This is a genomic window from Mesorhizobium helmanticense (genome assembly GCF_003034915.1).
Classification (GTDB): domain Bacteria; phylum Pseudomonadota; class Alphaproteobacteria; order Rhizobiales; family Rhizobiaceae; genus Mesorhizobium; species Mesorhizobium helmanticense.
Window position 1 is genome coordinate 1 of sequence record NZ_PZJX01000025.1, and the last position, 16,546, is coordinate 16,546.

Here is a 16,546-nt window from a genome sequence, read left to right on the forward strand (position 1 = left end):
TCGGCCGGCGCGATATCCTCGCGCACCTCCGGCACTGCCACCTTGGCGCCCTGCACGACGATCTCCCTGGATCCTTTCGCCAGCCCGCCGCCGAAGCCCAGGAAATTCATCGGTGGCGAACCGATGAAGTCCGCGACGAACATGGTCGCCGGCCGGTCGTAGATCTCGCGCGGCGTGCCGAACTGTTCGATGACGCCGTGGTTCATCACCGCGATCTTGTCGGCCATCGACATCGCTTCCATCTGGTCGTGGGTGACGTAGACGGTTGTGGCGTGGATGCGGTTGTGCAATTCGCGCAATTCGTGGACCATGAGATCGCGGAATTCGGTGTCGAGCGTGCCAAGTGGCTCGTCCATCAGGAAGCATTTCGGCCGCCGCACGATGGCGCGGCCGAGCGCCACGCGCTGGCGGTCGCCGCCGGCAAGGCCGGAGACGGATTTGTTGAGCAGATGATCGATGCGCAACAGCTTGGCCGTCTCTTCCACGCGCTGGCGGATTTCGGCCGACGGCATGCCCTGCGCCAGCAGTGGGAAGCCGATGTTCTTCCTTACATTCATGTGCGGATAGAGCGCGAAGAGTTGGAAGACGAAGGCGATGTCGCGCTCGCGCGCGCGCCGCATGGTGACATCCTCGCCGCCGAGCAGGATCTTGCCGCCGGTTGGCAGTTCGAGCCCGGCGATCATCCTCAGCGTTGTCGTCTTGCCGCAGCCCGATGGCCCCAGCATGACGAAGAACTCACCGTCCTCGACGACGAAGTTGGAATCCTGCACGGCGACGAAATCGCCGAACGCTTTCCTCAGATGCTCAACGCGGATTTCAGCCATCGTCTACTCCGGAAACTTCGAGACGATGATGAACATCACCGTGCCGGCCAGCATGGTGACGAAGGAATAGGTGTAGAGCGACAGCGCGAAAGGCTGGAACAGCATCAGGAAGCCGATGGCGATGATCGCCGTGGCGATGTTTTCCATCAGCCCGCGCCTTGCCCACACCGGCCAGCGCGATTTGCGTTTTGCGGGTTGGGACAGGCTCATTTGCGCACCGCGCCGAAGGTGATGCCGCGCAGCAATTGCTTGCGCAGCAGGATGGTGAAAACCAGGATCGGCACCAGGAAGATCGTCGTGCCGGCGGCCACCGCTGGCCAGTCCTGCCCGCCTTCACCGATGATGGTCGGGATGAAGGGGGGCGCGGTCTGCGCCGTGCCCGACGTCAGGAGCGCGGCGAAGGCATATTCGTTCCAGGCGAAGATCAGGCAGAAGATTGCGGTCGCGGCAATGCCGGTGGTCGCCTGCGGCAAAACCGTGCGCCAGAAGGCCTGCAGCCGCGTGTAGCCGTCGATCATCGCCGCTTCCTCATATTCGCGCGGGATCTCGTCAATGAAGCCTTTCAAGAGCCAGACGGCGAGCGACACGTTGACCGCCGTGTAGAGCAGGATCATGCCGAGCGCGGTATCGGAGAGGCCAAGCTCGCGATACATCAGGTAGATCGGAATCGCGACCGCGATCGGCGGCATCATGCGCGTCGACAGGATGAAGAACAAAAGATCGTCGGCCAGCGGCACCTTGAAGCGCGAGAAGCCATAGGCCGACAGCGTGCCGAGGAACACCGCGCAGAAGGTCGAGCCGAAGGCGATGATCAGCGAATTGACGAAGCGCGGCATGAAGTTGGACGGTCCGGCGATCACCATGTTGCGCTTGCGCACGGTCTCGTCGCAGAAGCCGGTCGCCGGCCCGAGCGAGTTGATGTATTCCGGCGTCTGCCGCGTGCGCGTCGTGAACAAATTGCAATAGCCCTCGATGCTCGGCTGGAAGACGATCTTCGGCGGATAGGCGATCGAGTCCGGTGGCGTCTTGAAGCTGGTGGCGAAGATCCACAGCAGCGGCACGATCGAGATCAGCGCATAGGCAACGATGATCGTGCCGGCGATAAGCTTCGCATTTGCCGAAGGTGCAACGACCGAATGGGCTGTGGTCAGGCTCATCTCTGCTTCACCTTGTTCAGCGCCTTGACGTAGATGTTGGCCAGCCCGAACACGGCGACGAACAGGATGATGGCGAAGGCCGAGGAATAGCCGGTGCGCCAGCTTTCGAAAGCCTGCCGCTTCAGCGTGATCGAGGCGACTTCCGTCGTCGAGCCCGGCCCGCCGCCGGTCAACAGAGTGACCATGTCGAACATCTTGAAGTTCTCGATGCCGCGAAACAGCACCGCCAGCATGATGAAGGGCAGCGCCATCGGCAGCGTGATCGACCAGAACTGCCGCCAGTTGGAGGCGCGGTCGACCTCGGCCGCCTCATAGATGTATTCGGGGATGGAGCGTAAGCCCGCGAGGCAGATCAACATCACGTAGGGCGTCCACATCCAGGTGTCGACGATGATGATCGACCACGGCGCCAGCGAGACATTGGACAGCATCTGGATATCGGTCGGCGGAATGCCCGACACGAAGGAGATGGCGTAGGCGAACAGCCCGATCTGCGGCTCGTAGAGGAAGCGCCAGAAATTGCCGACCACGGCCGGCGACAGCATCATCGGCACCAGGATGATGGTCGTCCAGAAGGCGTGGCCGCGAAACTTGCGATCGATCAGCCAGGCGAGGGTAAAACCGATCAGCGTCTGCAGAAGAATGGTCCAGAACACGAAATGCGCCGTCGTCTGCATGGCGATCCAGATGTCCTGGTCTCCGAGGATGCGCTTGTAATTGGCAAGGCCGACATTCTTCACCACCTCGTTGGGGCGGTTGGCGCGGTAGTTGGTGAAGGAAAGATAGATCGCCCAGAACAGCGGGAAGATATTGATGGCGAGCAGCAACAGGATCGTCGGCGATATGAACAGCCAGGCGAGGCCCTTGTCGCTGATGCCCCGTACCTTGCGGGCCAACGGCTCAGGCGTGGCCCGGGCAACGCTGTCCGCCGTCCGATTGAGCATGGTCAGTCCCGCTTCGGTCACTTCAAGTCGTCTCGACATTGGAATTTATCTGAACTGCGTCCCGTGCCAAGGGCGGCACGGGACGCGCGGGTCTAGGCTCGGGAGGAGCCTTACATCTTGCCATCGTCCTGGAAGACCTCGGTCCAGTCCTTGACCAGGCCGTCAAGCGCATCCTTGGCCGATCCCTGGCCGGCGACGACATAGTCGTGGAAGCGCTTTTGCGACGCCTGCAGCAGCGGCGCGTAGCTGGGCTCGGCCCAGAAGTCCTTCACGATGGCCATCGAGTCGAGGAAGGTCTGCGCATAGGGCTGGCTCGCCGGGAAGCTCGGGTCTTTCACCACGGCGTTGAGGCATGAATAGCCGCCGAGCGACCACCATTTGGCCTGCACGTCCTTGTTGGCGAACCATTTGATATATTTGAGCGCCGCCTCCTGCTTGTCGGAATAGGACACCACCGAGATGCCCTGGCCGCCGAGCTGGGCGAACTGGTCGCCGTCTGGGCCCTTGGGATTGACGAAATAGCCGATCTTGTCGCCGCCGACATTCTCGTCCTTCTGCAGGCCTGGCCAGGTGAAGGCGAAGTTCATGTGCATCGCGACCTGGCCGGATTTGAAGGCATCGACGCCTTCGCCCATATAGCTGTTCGAGGCGCCGGGCGGGGTGCAGCAGTCATAGAGCGCCTTGTAGAATTCCAGCCCCTTCACCGATTTCTCGGAATTGACGAAGCCTTCCATCTCGTAGGGCTTCTTGGGGTTCTCGTACTGGAAGCCGAAGCTGTAGAGCACGTCCATGGCGCCCATGGTGATGCCTTCGGAGCCGCGCTCGGTATAGATCGAGGCGCCATAGACGGTCTTGCCGTCGATCTCGCGTTTCTGGAAGAACTCGGCGATCTGCTTGAGTTGGTCGAAGGTCGTCGGCGCGGCGAGATCCCAGCCATACTTCTCCTTGAATTCCTTCTGCAGTTCCGGCTTGGAGAACCAGTCCTTGCGATAGGTCCAGCCGACGACGTCGCCCATCGCCGGCAGCGCCCAGTAGTTCGGCGTGTTCTTCGGCCATTCCGAATAGCCGACGACGGTTGCGGGCACGAAGTCGTCCATGCTGATCTTCTCCTTGTCGAAGAAGTCGTTCAGCTTGACGTAGTGGCCGTTCTCGGCCGCGCCGCCGATCCACTGGCTGTCGCCAATGATCAGGTCGCACAGCTTGCCCTTGGAATTCAGCTCGTTGAGAAAACGGTCGGCATAGTTGGTCCACGGCACGAACTCGAACTTCATGCCGATGCCGGATTCCTTGGTGAAGTCCTTGGACAATTCCACAAGCGCGTTGGCCGGGTCCCAAGCTGCCCAGCAAAGCGTCAGGTCTTCCGCATGCGCGACGTTCGAGACGGCTGTCGACGCCAACATCGCCGAGGCCAGACCCAACGTCAGTTTCAAGGTCGATTTCATGCCTTCCTCCCATTTGCGAAACGCGTCCGGATGACGGTTTCAAGAAACCTTGACCCCCCTCCTCAGGGGCCCAAACACGGCGGCGCGATCGCGCCGCCAATGTTTAGTAATTTGTTTAGTGATGCAATTTTTACTAAACAAGGCAAGCGAATTCGTTGCTGCGCCGCAGCAAACTCGCGGAACCTTGGTGCCGGCTAAGGAGAGTTGGCTGTCAGCGCGTTCGGCCGGCTCAGGTCACCGTCCTGGTGCTCACGGTTACAGGCCGGATCGCAGGCGCCGGCGGCAGCAGGGCGCCATGATAGTCGTTCGGCGCATGGGTGATCGCCAGATCCGGCTGCAAATCGCCGATCAGCGCCTTGAGGGCCGCGATCAGGGCGGCATCGGCAATCAGCGCACCATCCGGGAAATCGAGAAAGTGCGGCGTGGCGCCAAGCAGGCCCGCCGCGGCAGCCGCTTCCTCGCGGCGGACGCGGGCGAGCGCTGCCGGATCGCTCTTGCCACCCTTGGCCCCATCCGTGGCTATCGCAAAAATCAATTCCGCGCCTTGCGTGGCATAGGCGGCCATCGTACCGAACATGAAGATCTCGATGTCGTCGGGATGCGCACCCAGCGCCAATATTTTCACTGCTCTCTCCCCGGAAATGGAAGAACGTGACGAACGGAATCCTGCTCGCCCTGATCGCCTATGCAAGCTATTCGTGCAACGACGCCGTTGTCAAAAGCCTCGGCGGGCAGTTCACCGTGTTCGAGATCGGCTTCTTCTCGACGCTGTTTGCCGGCTTTTTCATGCTCTTCACCAGGCCGAATGGCGAGCGCTGGCGCGATTTCTGGCGCACGAAGCGGCCCTGGGCGGTGCAGGCCCGCGCCTGGGCGGGCATATTCTCCGGCGTGCTCAGCGTCTATGCCTTCACCACCATCCCGCTGACTGACGCCTATGCGCTGATCTTCCTGGCGCCGCTCTGCGTCACCATCCTCTCCACCGTCATTCTCAAGGAGAAGGTTGGCCCCTGGCGCTGGCTGGCGGTGGTCGCCGGCTTTGTCGGCGTCATGCTGGTGGTCAGGCCTGGCTTTCGCGAACTGCATCTCGGCCACCTTGCCGCCTTCTGCGTCGCTTTCCTTGCCGCCGCCAGCATCATCCTGATGCGCTCGCTTGCCCAGCAGGAGAAGCGCACGACCATACTCGGCGTGCTGATCGGCTATGGCCTGATCTTCAATGGCGTCGGCGCCGCGGCCACCTCGTTCACGCTGCCGGACGCTAGGCAATTGGTATGGTTCGTCATATCGGGCGCCTTCACCTCCTGCGGGCAATTGCTGCAGCTGCTCGCGGTCAAATATGCGCCCGCCAACCGCATCGCGCCGACGCATTATTCGCAGATCGTCTGGGCGGTGATCCTCGGCGCGCTGTTCTTCCAGGAGTATCCGGACGCGCTGTCGCTGGTCGGCCTGGCGATCGTCGGCGCTTCCGGGCTGCTGACCATGGTGCGCGAGGAGGTGCGGCTGGGTACGGTGCGCTGGAATCCGTTCACGCGCACGAGGCTGTAAGTTACCCCGCCGGTTGCGCGCCGGCCATGGCCGCTGATATGCGGGCGCGATGAAGATGAGAGCCTTGCCGGACCTTCCGGTGTCCGCCGTGCTGCCGGCCCTGAGCGAAGCGCTCGGCAGCGGCAACGCCGCCGTGCTGGTGGCGCCGCCCGGCGCCGGCAAGACGACGTTGGTGCCGCTGGCGCTGCTCGACGCGCCATGGCTTGGCACCGGCAAGATCGTCCTGCTCGAGCCGCGCCGGCTCGCCGCCCGCGCCGCCGCCCGCCGCATGGCCGAGCTTATCGGCGAGGAGCCTGGCGAAACCGTCGGCTATGCCATGCGCATGGAAAACCGCATTTCGGCGCGGACAAAAATCCTCGTCGTCACCGAAGGCGTCTTGTCGCGCATGATCCTCGACGATCCGGAGCTACCCGGCGTCTCGGCGGTGATCTTCGACGAATTCCACGAGCGTTCGCTCGACGGCGATTTCGGTCTGGCGCTGGCGCTCGACGTGCAGGGCGCGCTCAGGCCCGATCTGCGCCTGCTGGTGATGTCGGCGACGCTCGACGGCGCGCGCGTCGCCAGGCTGCTGTCCGCAGCGCCGGTGATCGAGAGCGAGGGCCGCGCCTTCCCGGTCGATGTCCGCTACGACGAGCGACCGGCCGGCATCGCTATTGAGGACGCCATGGCCAAGGCGATCCGTTCGGCACTTGCCGAGGAAAGCGGCAGCGTGCTCGCCTTTCTGCCCGGCCAGCGCGAGATCGAGCGCACCGCCGAGCGGCTGGCGGGCAGGGTCGGCGCCGACACCGATATCGTGCCGCTCTATGGCCAGCTCGACGGCAAGGCGCAGGATGCGGCGATCAGGCCGGCACCGCCGGGCCGCCGCAAGGTGGTGCTGGCAACCTCGATCGCCGAGACCTCGATCACCATCGACGGCGTGCGCGTCGTTATCGATTCCGGCCTGTCGCGTCTGCCGCGCTACGAGCCGGCCAGCGGCCTGACGCGGCTGGAGACGGTGCGTGTTTCGCGTGCATCGGCCGATCAGCGCGCCGGCCGCGCCGGCCGCACGCAAGCTGGCATCGCCATCCGGCTGTGGCGGGCCGAGCAGACGTCGGCACTGCCCGCCTTCACCCCGCCGGAGATCCTCGAGGCCGATCTTTCCGGCCTGCTGCTCGATTGCGCCGCCTTCGGCGTTGCCGATCCGGTAAGCCTCGCCTTCCTCGATCCGCCGCCGGCCCCGGCGCTCAACGAGGCAAGGGCACTGCTGCGCGCGCTCGACGCCATCGACGAAGCAGGGCGCCTGACGGACGCGGGTGCCGCGATGCGCAAGCTGGCGCTGCCGGTGCGGCTGGCGCATATGGTTGCCGAGGCCGCCAGGACCGGGCAGGCCTATGAGGCGGCCATGCTGGCCGTGCTGCTCACCGAGCGCGGTCTCGGCGGTGATGGCGCCGACCTCGAACGGCGGCTGATGCGGTTTCGCACCGAAAGATCGCCGCGCGCTACAGCGGCGCGGCAGCTTGCAGAGCGGCTGGCGAAACAGGCCGGTGGCGGGAGAAACAATGAGCAGGCCTTCGCCGGCGCCCTCCTCATCCATGCCTGGCCGGACCGCGTGGCGAGGGCGCGTGGCGAGCGTGGCCGGTTCGTGCTGGCCAACGGCTCCGGCGCCATGCTGGACGCCGCCGATCCGCTGGCCGGCGAGGCCTGGCTGGTCGTCGCCGACCTGCAGGGCAAGGCGCAGAACGCCCGCATCACCGCGGCAGCCGCGGTCGATGAGGCCGATATTCGTGCGGCACTCGCGGAGAAAATCGAGACCCGCCGGGAAACCGGCTTCGACCGCGACAGGCGTGCAGTGCGCATGCGCGAGATCGTCCGCCTCGGCGCCATCACGCTCTCCGAGCGCATGCTGCCGGCGCCATCGGGCGCAGATGCGGATCGCGCCATCCTGGACGCCTTGCGCGAACATGGCCTCTCGCTTTTGCCGTGGAGCAAGGAGGCGCAAACGCTGCGCCAGCGGCTTGGCTGGCTGCATCGCGGCCTTGGCGCGCCCTGGCCCGACATGTCCGATGCCGCACTTCTCGAACGCCTCGACGACTGGTTGCTGCCGTTTCTTGCCGGCGCTGCATCCTTCGCCGCGATCGATCAGGGCGTGCTTTCGGCCGGCCTCATGACCCTGGTGCCGCACGACCTCCAGCGCAAGGTCGAGGCGCTGGCGCCGACCCATTTCGACGCGCCGTCAGGCAGCCATGTACCGATCCGCTATGACGGGGAATGGCCGGTGCTGGCGGTCCGTGTGCAGGAGCTTTTCGGTCTCGATCGGCATCCGGCGATCGCCAATGGCACGGTGCCGCTGACGCTCGAACTCTTGTCGCCGGCGCACCGGCCGATCCAGACGACGCGCGACCTGCCCGGCTTCTGGCGCGGTTCCTGGGCCGATGTTCGCACCGACATGCGCGGCCGCTACCCCCGCCATGTCTGGCCGGAGAACCCGCTTCTCGCCACCGCCACCAGCCGCGCCAAGCCGCGCGGGACGTGATGTCCCAAACAGGAGATCGAAGCATCATGGACCATCGCACCATTCACTTTCCCGGCTATAATCCCTGGCCATGATCAACCTCCTGCGCGCGCCCGACTTCCAGCAAAGCCAGCGGCTGCGCCTCAACACGCTGATCAGGCTGCGCTGGCTGGCCATCGTCGGCCAGAGTCTGACGGTGCTCGTCGTTGCCTATGGGCTGAAGTTCCCGCTGCCGGTCAGCCTGTGCTTCGCGCTGATCGCCTGTTCGGCCTGGATGAACCTGCTGCTGACCTTCCGCTATCCGGCGGCGCATCGCCTGACCCCGCTTTCGGCCTTTGCCATCCTGACCTTCGACAGCCTGCAGCTCGCCGGCCTGCTCTACATGACCGGCGGCCTCACCAATCCCTTTTCCGTGCTGGTGACCGTGCCCGTGGTCATTTCGGCGGCGTCGCTGCCGCTGCGGCTGACCGCCGTCCTCGGCGCGCTGGTGATGGTGGCGGTGAGCCTTTTGGTCTTCTTCCATTTGCCGCTGCCCTGGCACGAGGGCGCGCCGCTGGAGATGCCGTTCATCTATGTCGCCGGCATGTGGATGGCGGTGTTTTCCTCGATCGCCTTCACCGCGATCTATGCCTTCCGGGTGGCCGAGGAAGCGCGCCTGCTCGCCAACGCGCTTGCCGCAACCGAACTGGTGCTGCAGCGCGAGCAGCATCTGTCGGCGCTCGACGGTCTTGCGGCCGCCGCCGCGCATGAGCTTGGCACGCCGCTCGCCACCATCGCACTGGTCTCCAAGGAGATGGAGAAGGCGCTCGGTAAAGACCCGAAATATGGCGAGGACGTCACGCTGCTGCGTTCGCAGAGCGAGCGCTGCCGCGAAATCCTGAAACGCCTCACCAGCCTGTCCTCCGAGGGCGAGGCGCATCTCTCCCGCCTGCCGCTGACCTCGCTGGTCGAGGAAGTGACGGCTCCGCACCGCGACTTCGGCATTTCAATCAAGCTTCGGCCCGGGGAGCGCATCGGCCCCGAGCCGGTCGGGCGGCGCAATCCCGGCGTCATCTACGGCCTTGGCAATCTGGTCGAGAACGCTGTCGACTTCGCTCGCAAGACCGTCACCATAAGCTGGAGCTGGGACGAGGCCGCGGTCACCTTCTCGATCATCGACGACGGGCCCGGTTTCCCGCCTGAAATCATCGACCGCATCGGCGAGCCCTATATGTCGACACGCCAGGGCACCGAAGCCGGCGGCGGCCTGGGTCTCGGCCTGTTCATCGCCAAGACCTTGCTGGAGCGCTCGGGCGCCACGCTCGATTTCCGCAATTCGAGCGGGCTGGGCGAGGGCGCCATCGTGCAGATAGCCTGGCCGCGCAGCGTCTTCCTCAATCCCGAGCAGGCTCCGGCCACCATGTTCGACACGGCCTGACAAGTGCTAAGAATTGGACATTGGCGCTTCAAAACTATATCTGCGTAAAATTCAGGCAGCAGGAATTCCAGAGACGATGAGTGGCGACGAAACGATTGGCGCAATGGTTGAAGGCGAGGACACCTCGCTGTTGATCGTCGATGACGACAAGCCGTTCCTGACGCGCCTTGCCCGCGCCATGGAAACCAGGGGTTTCCTGGTCGAAACGGCAGAGAGCGTCGAGGAGGCGGTGGCCAAGGCGCGCGCCAATCCGCCCGCCTATGCGGTGGTCGACATGCGGCTTGCCGACGGCAACGGCCTCGATGTCGTCGCCGCCATCCGCGAGAAGCGCGACGACGCCCGCACCATCATCCTGACCGGCTACGGCAACATCGCCACGGCGGTGACGGCGGTGAAGCTCGGCGCCGTCGATTATCTGTCGAAACCGGCCGATGCCGACGATGTTTTTGCCGCACTCACCCGCACGGCGGGCGAACGCGCAGCACCGCCGGAAAATCCGATGTCGGCCGACCGCGTGCGCTGGGAACACATCCAGCGCGTCTACGAAATGTGCGACCGCAACGTCTCCGAGACCGCGCGCCGGCTCAACATGCACCGCCGCACGCTGCAGCGGATACTGGCCAAGCGCGCCCCGCGCTGAACCCGGCTTCGTCATCCTTGGGCGTAGCGACGCGAAGCGGAGCGAAGACCCGAGGATCCATGCCGTGATGTCAGGCGCGGAACGCAACGGAGCAGAATTCTGTACCGTAGCAGCGCTCTGAAGGCCCGGCATGGATCCTATGGTCTGCGCTGCGTCGCTTCGCTCCTTGCTCCGCCATAGGATGACGAACTGATGGGCGTTTCGGCCAATCTCCGAGGCGCGATCTGCCAAGGTGAAGAGGCGACCTTGCGTCGTCTGCTACGCTTGCGCATCATCCCGCGAAGTGATTCCGTCCGACCGGGAACATGAGAGGCGACATGCAGGACGACAAACCGCGGCCGGTCTCCATTTTCCGCGAATTCCTCGACAGCGAGGCGGCCGGCGGCATCGTCCTGATGGCGGCCGCCGCCCTTGCCCTGATCGTCGCCAATTCGCCGCTGGCCGAGACCTATTTCTCCGCCCTTCACGCCTATCTCGGGCCGCTCAGCGTCTCGCACTGGATCAATGACGGCCTGATGGCGGTGTTCTTCCTGCTGGTCGGCCTGGAGATCAAGCGCGAGATGCTGGACGGCCAGCTTTCGACTTGGCCCAGGCGCGTCCTGCCCGGCGTCGCCGCCGCCGGCGGCATGCTGGTTCCCGCACTGGTCTATGTCGCCATCAACAGCGGCAATCCAGCCGCTCTGTCCGGCTGGGCGATCCCGACCGCCACCGACATCGCCTTTGCGCTTGGCGTGCTGTCTCTGCTCGGCAGCCGCGTGCCGGCCTCGCTGAAGATATTCCTCACCGCGCTCGCCATCATCGACGATCTCGGCGCGGTCATCATCATTGCGATCTTCTACACCAGCGGCCTGTCGCTCGCCTATCTGGGTGCGGCCTTCGCCGTCATCGCCGTGCTCATCGTGCTCAACCGCATGCGGGTGATGCATCTGCTGCCCTATCTCGTGCTTGGCGTCATCCTGTGGGTGCTGGTGCTGAAATCGGGCGTACACGCCACGCTGGCCGGCGTCGCGCTGGCGCTGACCATCCCGCTCGAGCGCTCGCCCGGCATCGGTCATGATCTCGACCATTCGCCGCTGCACCGGCTCGAACACGGCCTGCACGGCATAGTGCCGTTCGTCGTCATCCCGATCTTCGGCTTCGCCAATGCCGGCGTCTCGCTCGCCGGCCTCAGCCCCGCCGCCTTGGTCGAGCCGCTGACGCTGGGGGTGGCCGCCGGCCTCGTCGCCGGCAAGCTGGTCGGCGTGTTCGGCTCCTCCGCGCTTGCCATTCGCTTCGGCCTTGCCGATCTGCCGGTCAATGCCACCTGGCTGCACATGGTCGGCATTTCGCTGCTCTGCGGCATCGGCTTCACCATGAGCCTGTTCATCGGCCTGCTAGCCTTCGCCAACGACGTGGCGCTGCAGGACGCGGTCAAGGTCGGCATCCTCGCCGGCTCCTTCATCGCCGCCATCCTCGGCGCGGCGGTCTTGCTGATGGCGCCGGCGGTGGCGGACGAGGAGTAGAGCCGGTCGCAGCTCTTGGGTTCCTCGCCCCCGCCAAGCGGGGGAGAGGTGGCCCGGCGAAGCCGGGACGGAGAGGGGGGACGACGCTCGCGACATCAGAACCGATGACGGATAGAGCGCCTGACTGGCCGCGATACGAAGCCTGTCATCAACTCTTAAGGCGATGAAACTTCCGGTCGCCGCGAAGACCCCTCTCCGTCCCGGCTTCGCCGGGCCACCCCACTTCGTACCCACTTCGTGGGGCGAGGAATTCGAGTGCTGCCAACTACTCGCTCTCCCCGTCCAGCGCCGGCACCGACACGCCTGCCAGTTCCGCCGCCAGGAGCCGCGAAGCACCCGCCCGCGCGATCCGCAGCATCAGCGCCTTGCGCGTTGCCGCCGCCATGCGGTGCTCCGGCGCATCGCGCAGGATTTCCGCGCCATAGCCGTCGGAGAGGATGAAGCCGCACTCCTGGGGAAAGATCTCCGAGGGCACGCCGGGATGGGTGGCGAAGAAAAAGCGGTCGGAATGCAGCCGGTAGTCAGGCCATTTGCGGTCGACCCTGAAATCCTCGATCGAGGATTTGATCTCGATGATCCAGATGTCGCCCTGGCGGGTCAGCGCAACGAGGTCGGCGCGGCGACCGGTGGCCAGAGAGATTTCGGGCAGCACATGCGCACCCATTTCCCTGAGCAGCCCCTGCACGCCGCGCCGCACCAGCATGGCGCGTTCCGACTGGCGGCCGTCGATCAGGGGATTGAGGGGAATCGGGGAAATGATTGGCATAGCGAAACCATGCCAGATTTTGTTCACGGTTTGAACTCTTTTATCCAGGGCGATTATGTACTTTACAAACACGGCGAACGCTGATACCTTGATTTCACAGTAGGAATCCGGTTTATGAGCGTCCTTTCCGAGCCACATTTCCACAACGAAGAAGCTGCTTTCGAGCGGCTGGAAGCGATTGTGTGGCCGGAAGGTCCGGTTTGCCCGAAGTGCGGGAACTGCGAACAGAACCGCATTACCCGCGTCACCGGGACGACCGCTCGCACCGGCCTTCGCCGCTGCCTGGAATGCAAGAAACAGTTCACCGTGAAGGTTGGAACGGTGTTCGAAAGCAGCCATGTGCCGCTGCATAAATGGTGGCAGGCGGCGCATCTTCTGGCGTCCAGCAAGAAGGGTATTAGCGCTCATCAGCTGCACCGGACTTTGCAGGTCCAGTACAAGACAGCTTGGTTCATGTTTCATCGCTTGCGCGAGGCTATGCGCGATGGCGTCCTTTCCCCGATGGGCGGCGAAGGCAAGCATGTCGAAGTTGACGAGACTTACATTGGCCGTCTGAAAGGCGCGCCGGTAAAGGCTGGCGGCTCTCATAAGAACACGGTCGTTACGCTTGTCGAGCGCGGCGGCCGTGCCCGTTCCTTCCACGTCGATACCGCCCGCATGGGCAATGTCATGCCGATAGTTCGCGCCAACATCGCTCGCGAGAGCGCCTTGATGACTGACGAGAGCGGCATCTATCGCCGCGCCGAACAGGATTTCGCTTCCCACGATTTTGTCACGCACTCCAAAGACGAGTATATTCGCGGTGACGTAAATACGAATACCGTGGAAGGCTACTATTCGATCTTCAAGCGTGGCATGAAGGGCATCTATCAGCATTGCGGTGAGCAGCACTTGCACCGCTATCTTGCTGAATTCGACTTTCGCTACAGCAACCGCATCGCGCTTGGCGTCGATGACAACAACCGGACGGTAAGGGCTATGGCTGGCATCGTTGGAAAACGACTGAAGTACCGGGACTCATCGGGCGTCGGGGCGGAATAGGCGAGAAAATGGACCGTGTCGTCATAACGGTGCACCCCACCGTCTCCGACGAAAAGTTGCTGAGCGTCACCGACGCCATGCAGCAGGTTCTCGACCACATGAAGCTATTTGAGGCCGCTCAGCAGTCGATGGGCGACCCGCACTCGCGTTTTGAGTGGAGGCTAGAGAAAGCCAGCACCAATAGCCCGTTTACTGTCGTTGCCGTTGCGCAAGCGTCCAATCCTTCGGTCAATGTGTCGGCCATGGCTAAGCTCGTCAAAACCGAAGTCTCGCAAGGTCTTCGAAGCCTCATGACGCGCGGCACTCCTCCGGAATGGATGACGCAAGATACCTTCGCTGTTGCCAAAGGCATCTTCGCCAGAAATCTAAACGGCATCGGTGAGACTTATATTGATTTTGAAGACGGTGACGTGATCTCGATCACGCCCGATCAGGCGAAAGCCGGTATCAACACGCTTGATGCTTTCAACGTGATGGATTTCGAGCAAGATCTAGTGCCGCGACAGTCGTTCGGCGAGATTGAAGGAGTGATGCTTGCGGCTGGTCGTTATCGCAATAGAGAGGCTATCCAGATCAAAAACGAAATGTATGGCTTCATCTGGTGCACTCTTTCCAGAGACATAATCGAAAGGTTCGGTGACGAGCATTCCATGAGCGATATTTGGAAGGGAAAGACCCTTGGGGTACATGGGCGGCTCAACTACATCGCCGGCGGAAAATTGCAGACCATAGACGCGGTCGAAGTGCGGGAAATAGAGTTTGCCCCTCTTGTGAATTTGGAAGCGATACTTGATCCTGATTTTACGGCGGGGATGGACCCTCACGAATATTTAGAGCAATTGCACGAAGGGCGGCTTGGCTAAAAGAGTGTATTGGGATTCCTGTACGTTTCTCGGCCTCATAAACCAGGAGCCGGGCAAGCTGAATAATTGTGCCGCAGTGTGGAAGGAAGCCGAAGTCGGCGACGTACTGATCTACACGTCATTCTTCACCTTTGCGGAGGTCTTCAAGGCGAAGTGCGAGGACGCCGGCAAGCCGCTTTCTGAGGATGGCGATAAGCAAATCGAATTGTTGCTGCGGCAAAAATGGATTCGCGCGGTCGTCGTTGACGAAAAGATTGGTGTCGCCTGTCGAAGGCTTATGAGACATCACACCGAATGCAAGAAGCCATCCGATGGCATCCATTTGGCAACGGCGCTGGCCTTGAACGTCGATGAGATGCACACGTTCGATGGGGCCGATTTGCTCATGCTGGACGGTAAGGTGAACCGCGCTGATGGCAAGCCGCTGAAAATCTGCCCTCCAAAACCAACGCCTAAGCCACCTAAGCCGCAGCACGATATATTTGAGGGCGCCCAATGACCGCGAAGCACAAGTCCGCAGAGCGGGATGACGCAACACAGTCGCGCGCGTTCATAGAGAAGGCGCGCGAGATTGAAGCGGACGAAGGGAAATCCGATGCCGATGCCCTAATGGGCAAGCTGGCGCGGACGCCACCCAGTCAAAAGAAGGTTATGCCTTCGAAACACGGATCAAAGCAAAATAAATGATACGACATGACGCAAAGATCGATGACTTGGAGGTGCTAACGTCTGGAGTCCTTGTTTTCTATAAGGATCAAACTGTTGAAATATATCCGTTCGTGGAAGACGGGGATACGGACTATAAATTGGTTGTAACCGTCGCGCTATCTGACGACGCAGATGAAAGAGCAAATATAAAAGTCATTCCGGATACTGGAAAAGAGTCTATTGTGAATGTCACTGTATCTAGGGGATTCAAGCCCGGACCATTCTCTACAACCAGGCCGGTTGGTATCGCCAATGACAAAGATTCAGACTTTCTGCTGTCTTGTGTTGTAGATATTGTAGGGAAGAGTGCCGATCGATACACTGTTATTTTTACGTATACGGTCTTGAAGAAGGGCAGGGCGGGCGATGGTCGCTAAAAAAGTCGCCGGTCCGGCCAAGAGCGAAGTTCCTGTAAACACGCAAGTGACGGAAACCGACCTCAAGCATCACTCTCAGGAACTTGGCTACTTCGGGAGTCTATTTGGTTCCAAAGAGAATGCCCCGGTATATATCGCCGGCCTAATAGCCGTCATCGCGCTTTTCGGTGCCATTGGGGTCGGCATTTGGGGACCAACTCCAGAACGTGCGGAATATGTGAAAATGCTCGGCGGCATAGTTATTGCGGCGTTATCATTTATCGGCGGTGCGTCCGGACGCAATCAGAGTTGAACTGCGTTTGTTTGTAAAGTACATAATCGCCTTATCCAGGGCGATTATATATTTGACAGACCAAGTCCTCAACTCTCGGTCAGTTCCTTCCGGGCTCGCTGCCACTCTTCCCAGCAATTTTCTGGATCAATATCGCGGTAGCCTCGTGACTCATCCACCTGTCGAGCAACGTCGGGAGGCATCGCGATCGCCGGACAGGTGTCGCGGATTTGGATCACCTCTTCCTCTGTCAAAGGACTACCCTTTGTTCGCTCCCGGTTAAGCAGGGTCGCGACAAGGCTGGGTACCGGATATATAATAAGGCCGACGTTCTCGCTCATTGGACGCCCTAGCTGTCAGTCCTTTTTGCCCACGATACTTCCGCGGAACAAATCAGCGCCGGTGTATGGAGGTCTGAGTGGGAATTGAACCCACTCCGTCGGTTTTGCAGACCGGTGCGTCACCGTCCCGCCCTCAGACCTTGGTGCCTCTATGCCCAATCCATCAGCGCCTAGTCAACCTGGTCGATGCCCAGATGACGCTGGCAAAACTGGCGCGACG

18 protein-coding genes, 1 tRNA gene and 1 pseudogene are annotated in these 16,546 nt (G+C 62.2%); 11 read left to right on the forward strand and 9 right to left on the reverse strand.

The genetic code is table 11. The features are described 5' to 3' along the window. The 6 genes and pseudogenes from C9427_RS11305 to C9427_RS11330 all read right to left on the reverse strand — a co-directional run. Positions 1-824: ABC transporter ATP-binding protein (locus C9427_RS11305; RefSeq protein ID WP_107649267.1), on the reverse strand; the 824-nt coding region annotated here is incomplete at its 3' end. A 3-nt stretch (positions 825-827) separates the two neighbouring features. Beyond that, on the reverse strand, positions 828-1,034 hold the full coding sequence (locus tag C9427_RS11310) for a hypothetical protein (protein WP_097576794.1): 207 nt from the start codon (positions 1,032-1,034) through the stop codon (positions 828-830). Further along, entirely contained in the window at positions 1,031-1,981 is a 951-nt protein-coding gene (locus C9427_RS11315) for a carbohydrate ABC transporter permease (RefSeq protein WP_107649268.1), read from the reverse strand. Before C9427_RS11315 ends, C9427_RS11310 begins: the two co-directional genes overlap by 4 nt. Beyond that, complete coding sequence (locus C9427_RS11320; RefSeq protein ID WP_097576806.1) at positions 1,978-2,925, reverse strand: carbohydrate ABC transporter permease; 948 nt, start codon at positions 2,923-2,925, stop codon at positions 1,978-1,980. The genes C9427_RS11315 and C9427_RS11320 overlap by 4 nt, the downstream gene beginning before the upstream one ends. Positions 2,926-3,035: 110 nt before the next feature. Next, positions 3,036-4,367: an ABC transporter substrate-binding protein gene (locus C9427_RS11325; RefSeq protein WP_107649269.1), complete on the reverse strand. Its 1,332-nt coding sequence runs from the start codon at positions 4,365-4,367 to the stop codon at positions 3,036-3,038. A gap of 295 nt (positions 4,368-4,662) precedes the next feature. Beyond that, positions 4,663-4,992, reverse strand: a pseudogene (locus C9427_RS11330) (PIG-L deacetylase family protein); the annotation flags it as partial. A gap of 26 nt (positions 4,993-5,018) precedes the next feature. On the opposite strand from C9427_RS11330, the gene C9427_RS11335 reads away from it, so the two are divergent. The 5 genes from C9427_RS11335 to nhaA all read left to right on the forward strand — a co-directional run bounded on the left by C9427_RS11335 (position 5,019) and on the right by nhaA (position 11,959). After that, positions 5,019-5,909, forward strand: coding sequence for a DMT family transporter (locus C9427_RS11335; protein WP_107649271.1), 891 nt, complete (start codon positions 5,019-5,021; stop codon positions 5,907-5,909). A 55-nt stretch (positions 5,910-5,964) separates the two neighbouring features. Further along, entirely contained in the window at positions 5,965-8,421 is a 2,457-nt protein-coding gene (gene hrpB / locus C9427_RS11340) for an ATP-dependent helicase HrpB (protein WP_425351644.1), read from the forward strand. Positions 8,422-8,491: 70 nt separating this feature from the next. Then, a complete protein-coding gene (locus tag C9427_RS11345) occupies positions 8,492-9,817 on the forward strand; it encodes an ActS/PrrB/RegB family redox-sensitive histidine kinase (RefSeq protein WP_167434319.1) in 1,326 nt (441 codons plus the stop codon). 76 nt (positions 9,818-9,893) lie between these two features. Further along, positions 9,894-10,457, forward strand: coding sequence for an ActR/PrrA/RegA family redox response regulator transcription factor (locus C9427_RS11350; protein WP_107649274.1), 564 nt, complete (start codon positions 9,894-9,896; stop codon positions 10,455-10,457). A 317-nt stretch (positions 10,458-10,774) separates the two neighbouring features. Then, positions 10,775-11,959, forward strand: a complete 1,185-nt coding sequence (gene nhaA, locus C9427_RS11355) for a Na+/H+ antiporter NhaA (protein ID WP_107649275.1) — start codon at positions 10,775-10,777, stop codon at positions 11,957-11,959. Between the two features lie 265 nt (positions 11,960-12,224). Here nhaA and C9427_RS11360 read toward each other — a convergent pair whose 3' ends face one another. After that, the gene (locus C9427_RS11360; protein ID WP_107649276.1) at positions 12,225-12,725 is read right to left on the reverse strand and encodes an MmcB family DNA repair protein; all 501 of its coding nucleotides are present in this window, start codon (positions 12,723-12,725) and stop codon (positions 12,225-12,227) included. Between the two features lie 114 nt (positions 12,726-12,839). Here C9427_RS11360 and C9427_RS11365 point away from each other — a divergent pair, with 114 nt between their 5' ends. From C9427_RS11365 to C9427_RS11390, 6 genes are read left to right on the forward strand one after another with little or no spacing between them, the layout of a single operon-like run. Then, positions 12,840-13,766: an IS1595 family transposase gene (locus C9427_RS11365; protein ID WP_107649277.1), complete on the forward strand. Its 927-nt coding sequence runs from the start codon at positions 12,840-12,842 to the stop codon at positions 13,764-13,766. Positions 13,767-13,774: 8 nt separating this feature from the next. Further along, positions 13,775-14,629 (forward strand): hypothetical protein, encoded by an 855-nt coding sequence (locus tag C9427_RS11370; protein ID WP_107649278.1) that lies wholly within the window; start codon positions 13,775-13,777, stop codon positions 14,627-14,629. Then, a complete protein-coding gene (locus C9427_RS11375) occupies positions 14,622-15,128 on the forward strand; it encodes a type II toxin-antitoxin system VapC family toxin (RefSeq protein WP_107649279.1) in 507 nt (168 codons plus the stop codon). Before C9427_RS11370 ends, C9427_RS11375 begins: the two co-directional genes overlap by 8 nt. Next, the gene (locus C9427_RS11380; RefSeq protein ID WP_107649280.1) at positions 15,125-15,316 is read left to right on the forward strand and encodes a hypothetical protein; all 192 of its coding nucleotides are present in this window, start codon (positions 15,125-15,127) and stop codon (positions 15,314-15,316) included. The genes C9427_RS11375 and C9427_RS11380 overlap by 4 nt, the downstream gene beginning before the upstream one ends. Next, entirely contained in the window at positions 15,313-15,714 is a 402-nt protein-coding gene (locus C9427_RS11385; RefSeq protein WP_107649281.1) for a hypothetical protein, read from the forward strand. The genes C9427_RS11380 and C9427_RS11385 overlap by 4 nt, the downstream gene beginning before the upstream one ends. After that, positions 15,704-16,006 (forward strand): hypothetical protein, encoded by a 303-nt coding sequence (locus tag C9427_RS11390; protein WP_107649282.1) that lies wholly within the window; start codon positions 15,704-15,706, stop codon positions 16,004-16,006. Before C9427_RS11385 ends, C9427_RS11390 begins: the two co-directional genes overlap by 11 nt. 68 nt (positions 16,007-16,074) lie before the next feature. Here the strand turns inward: C9427_RS11390 and C9427_RS11395 are convergent, their stop codons facing one another. Both C9427_RS11395 and C9427_RS11400 read right to left on the reverse strand, forming a co-directional pair. Further along, positions 16,075-16,326, reverse strand: a complete 252-nt coding sequence (locus C9427_RS11395; protein ID WP_107649283.1) for a hypothetical protein — start codon at positions 16,324-16,326, stop codon at positions 16,075-16,077. Positions 16,327-16,392: 66 nt separating this feature from the next. After that, positions 16,393-16,466 (reverse strand) — tRNA-Cys (locus C9427_RS11400). Positions 16,467-16,546 lie beyond the last annotated feature (80 nt).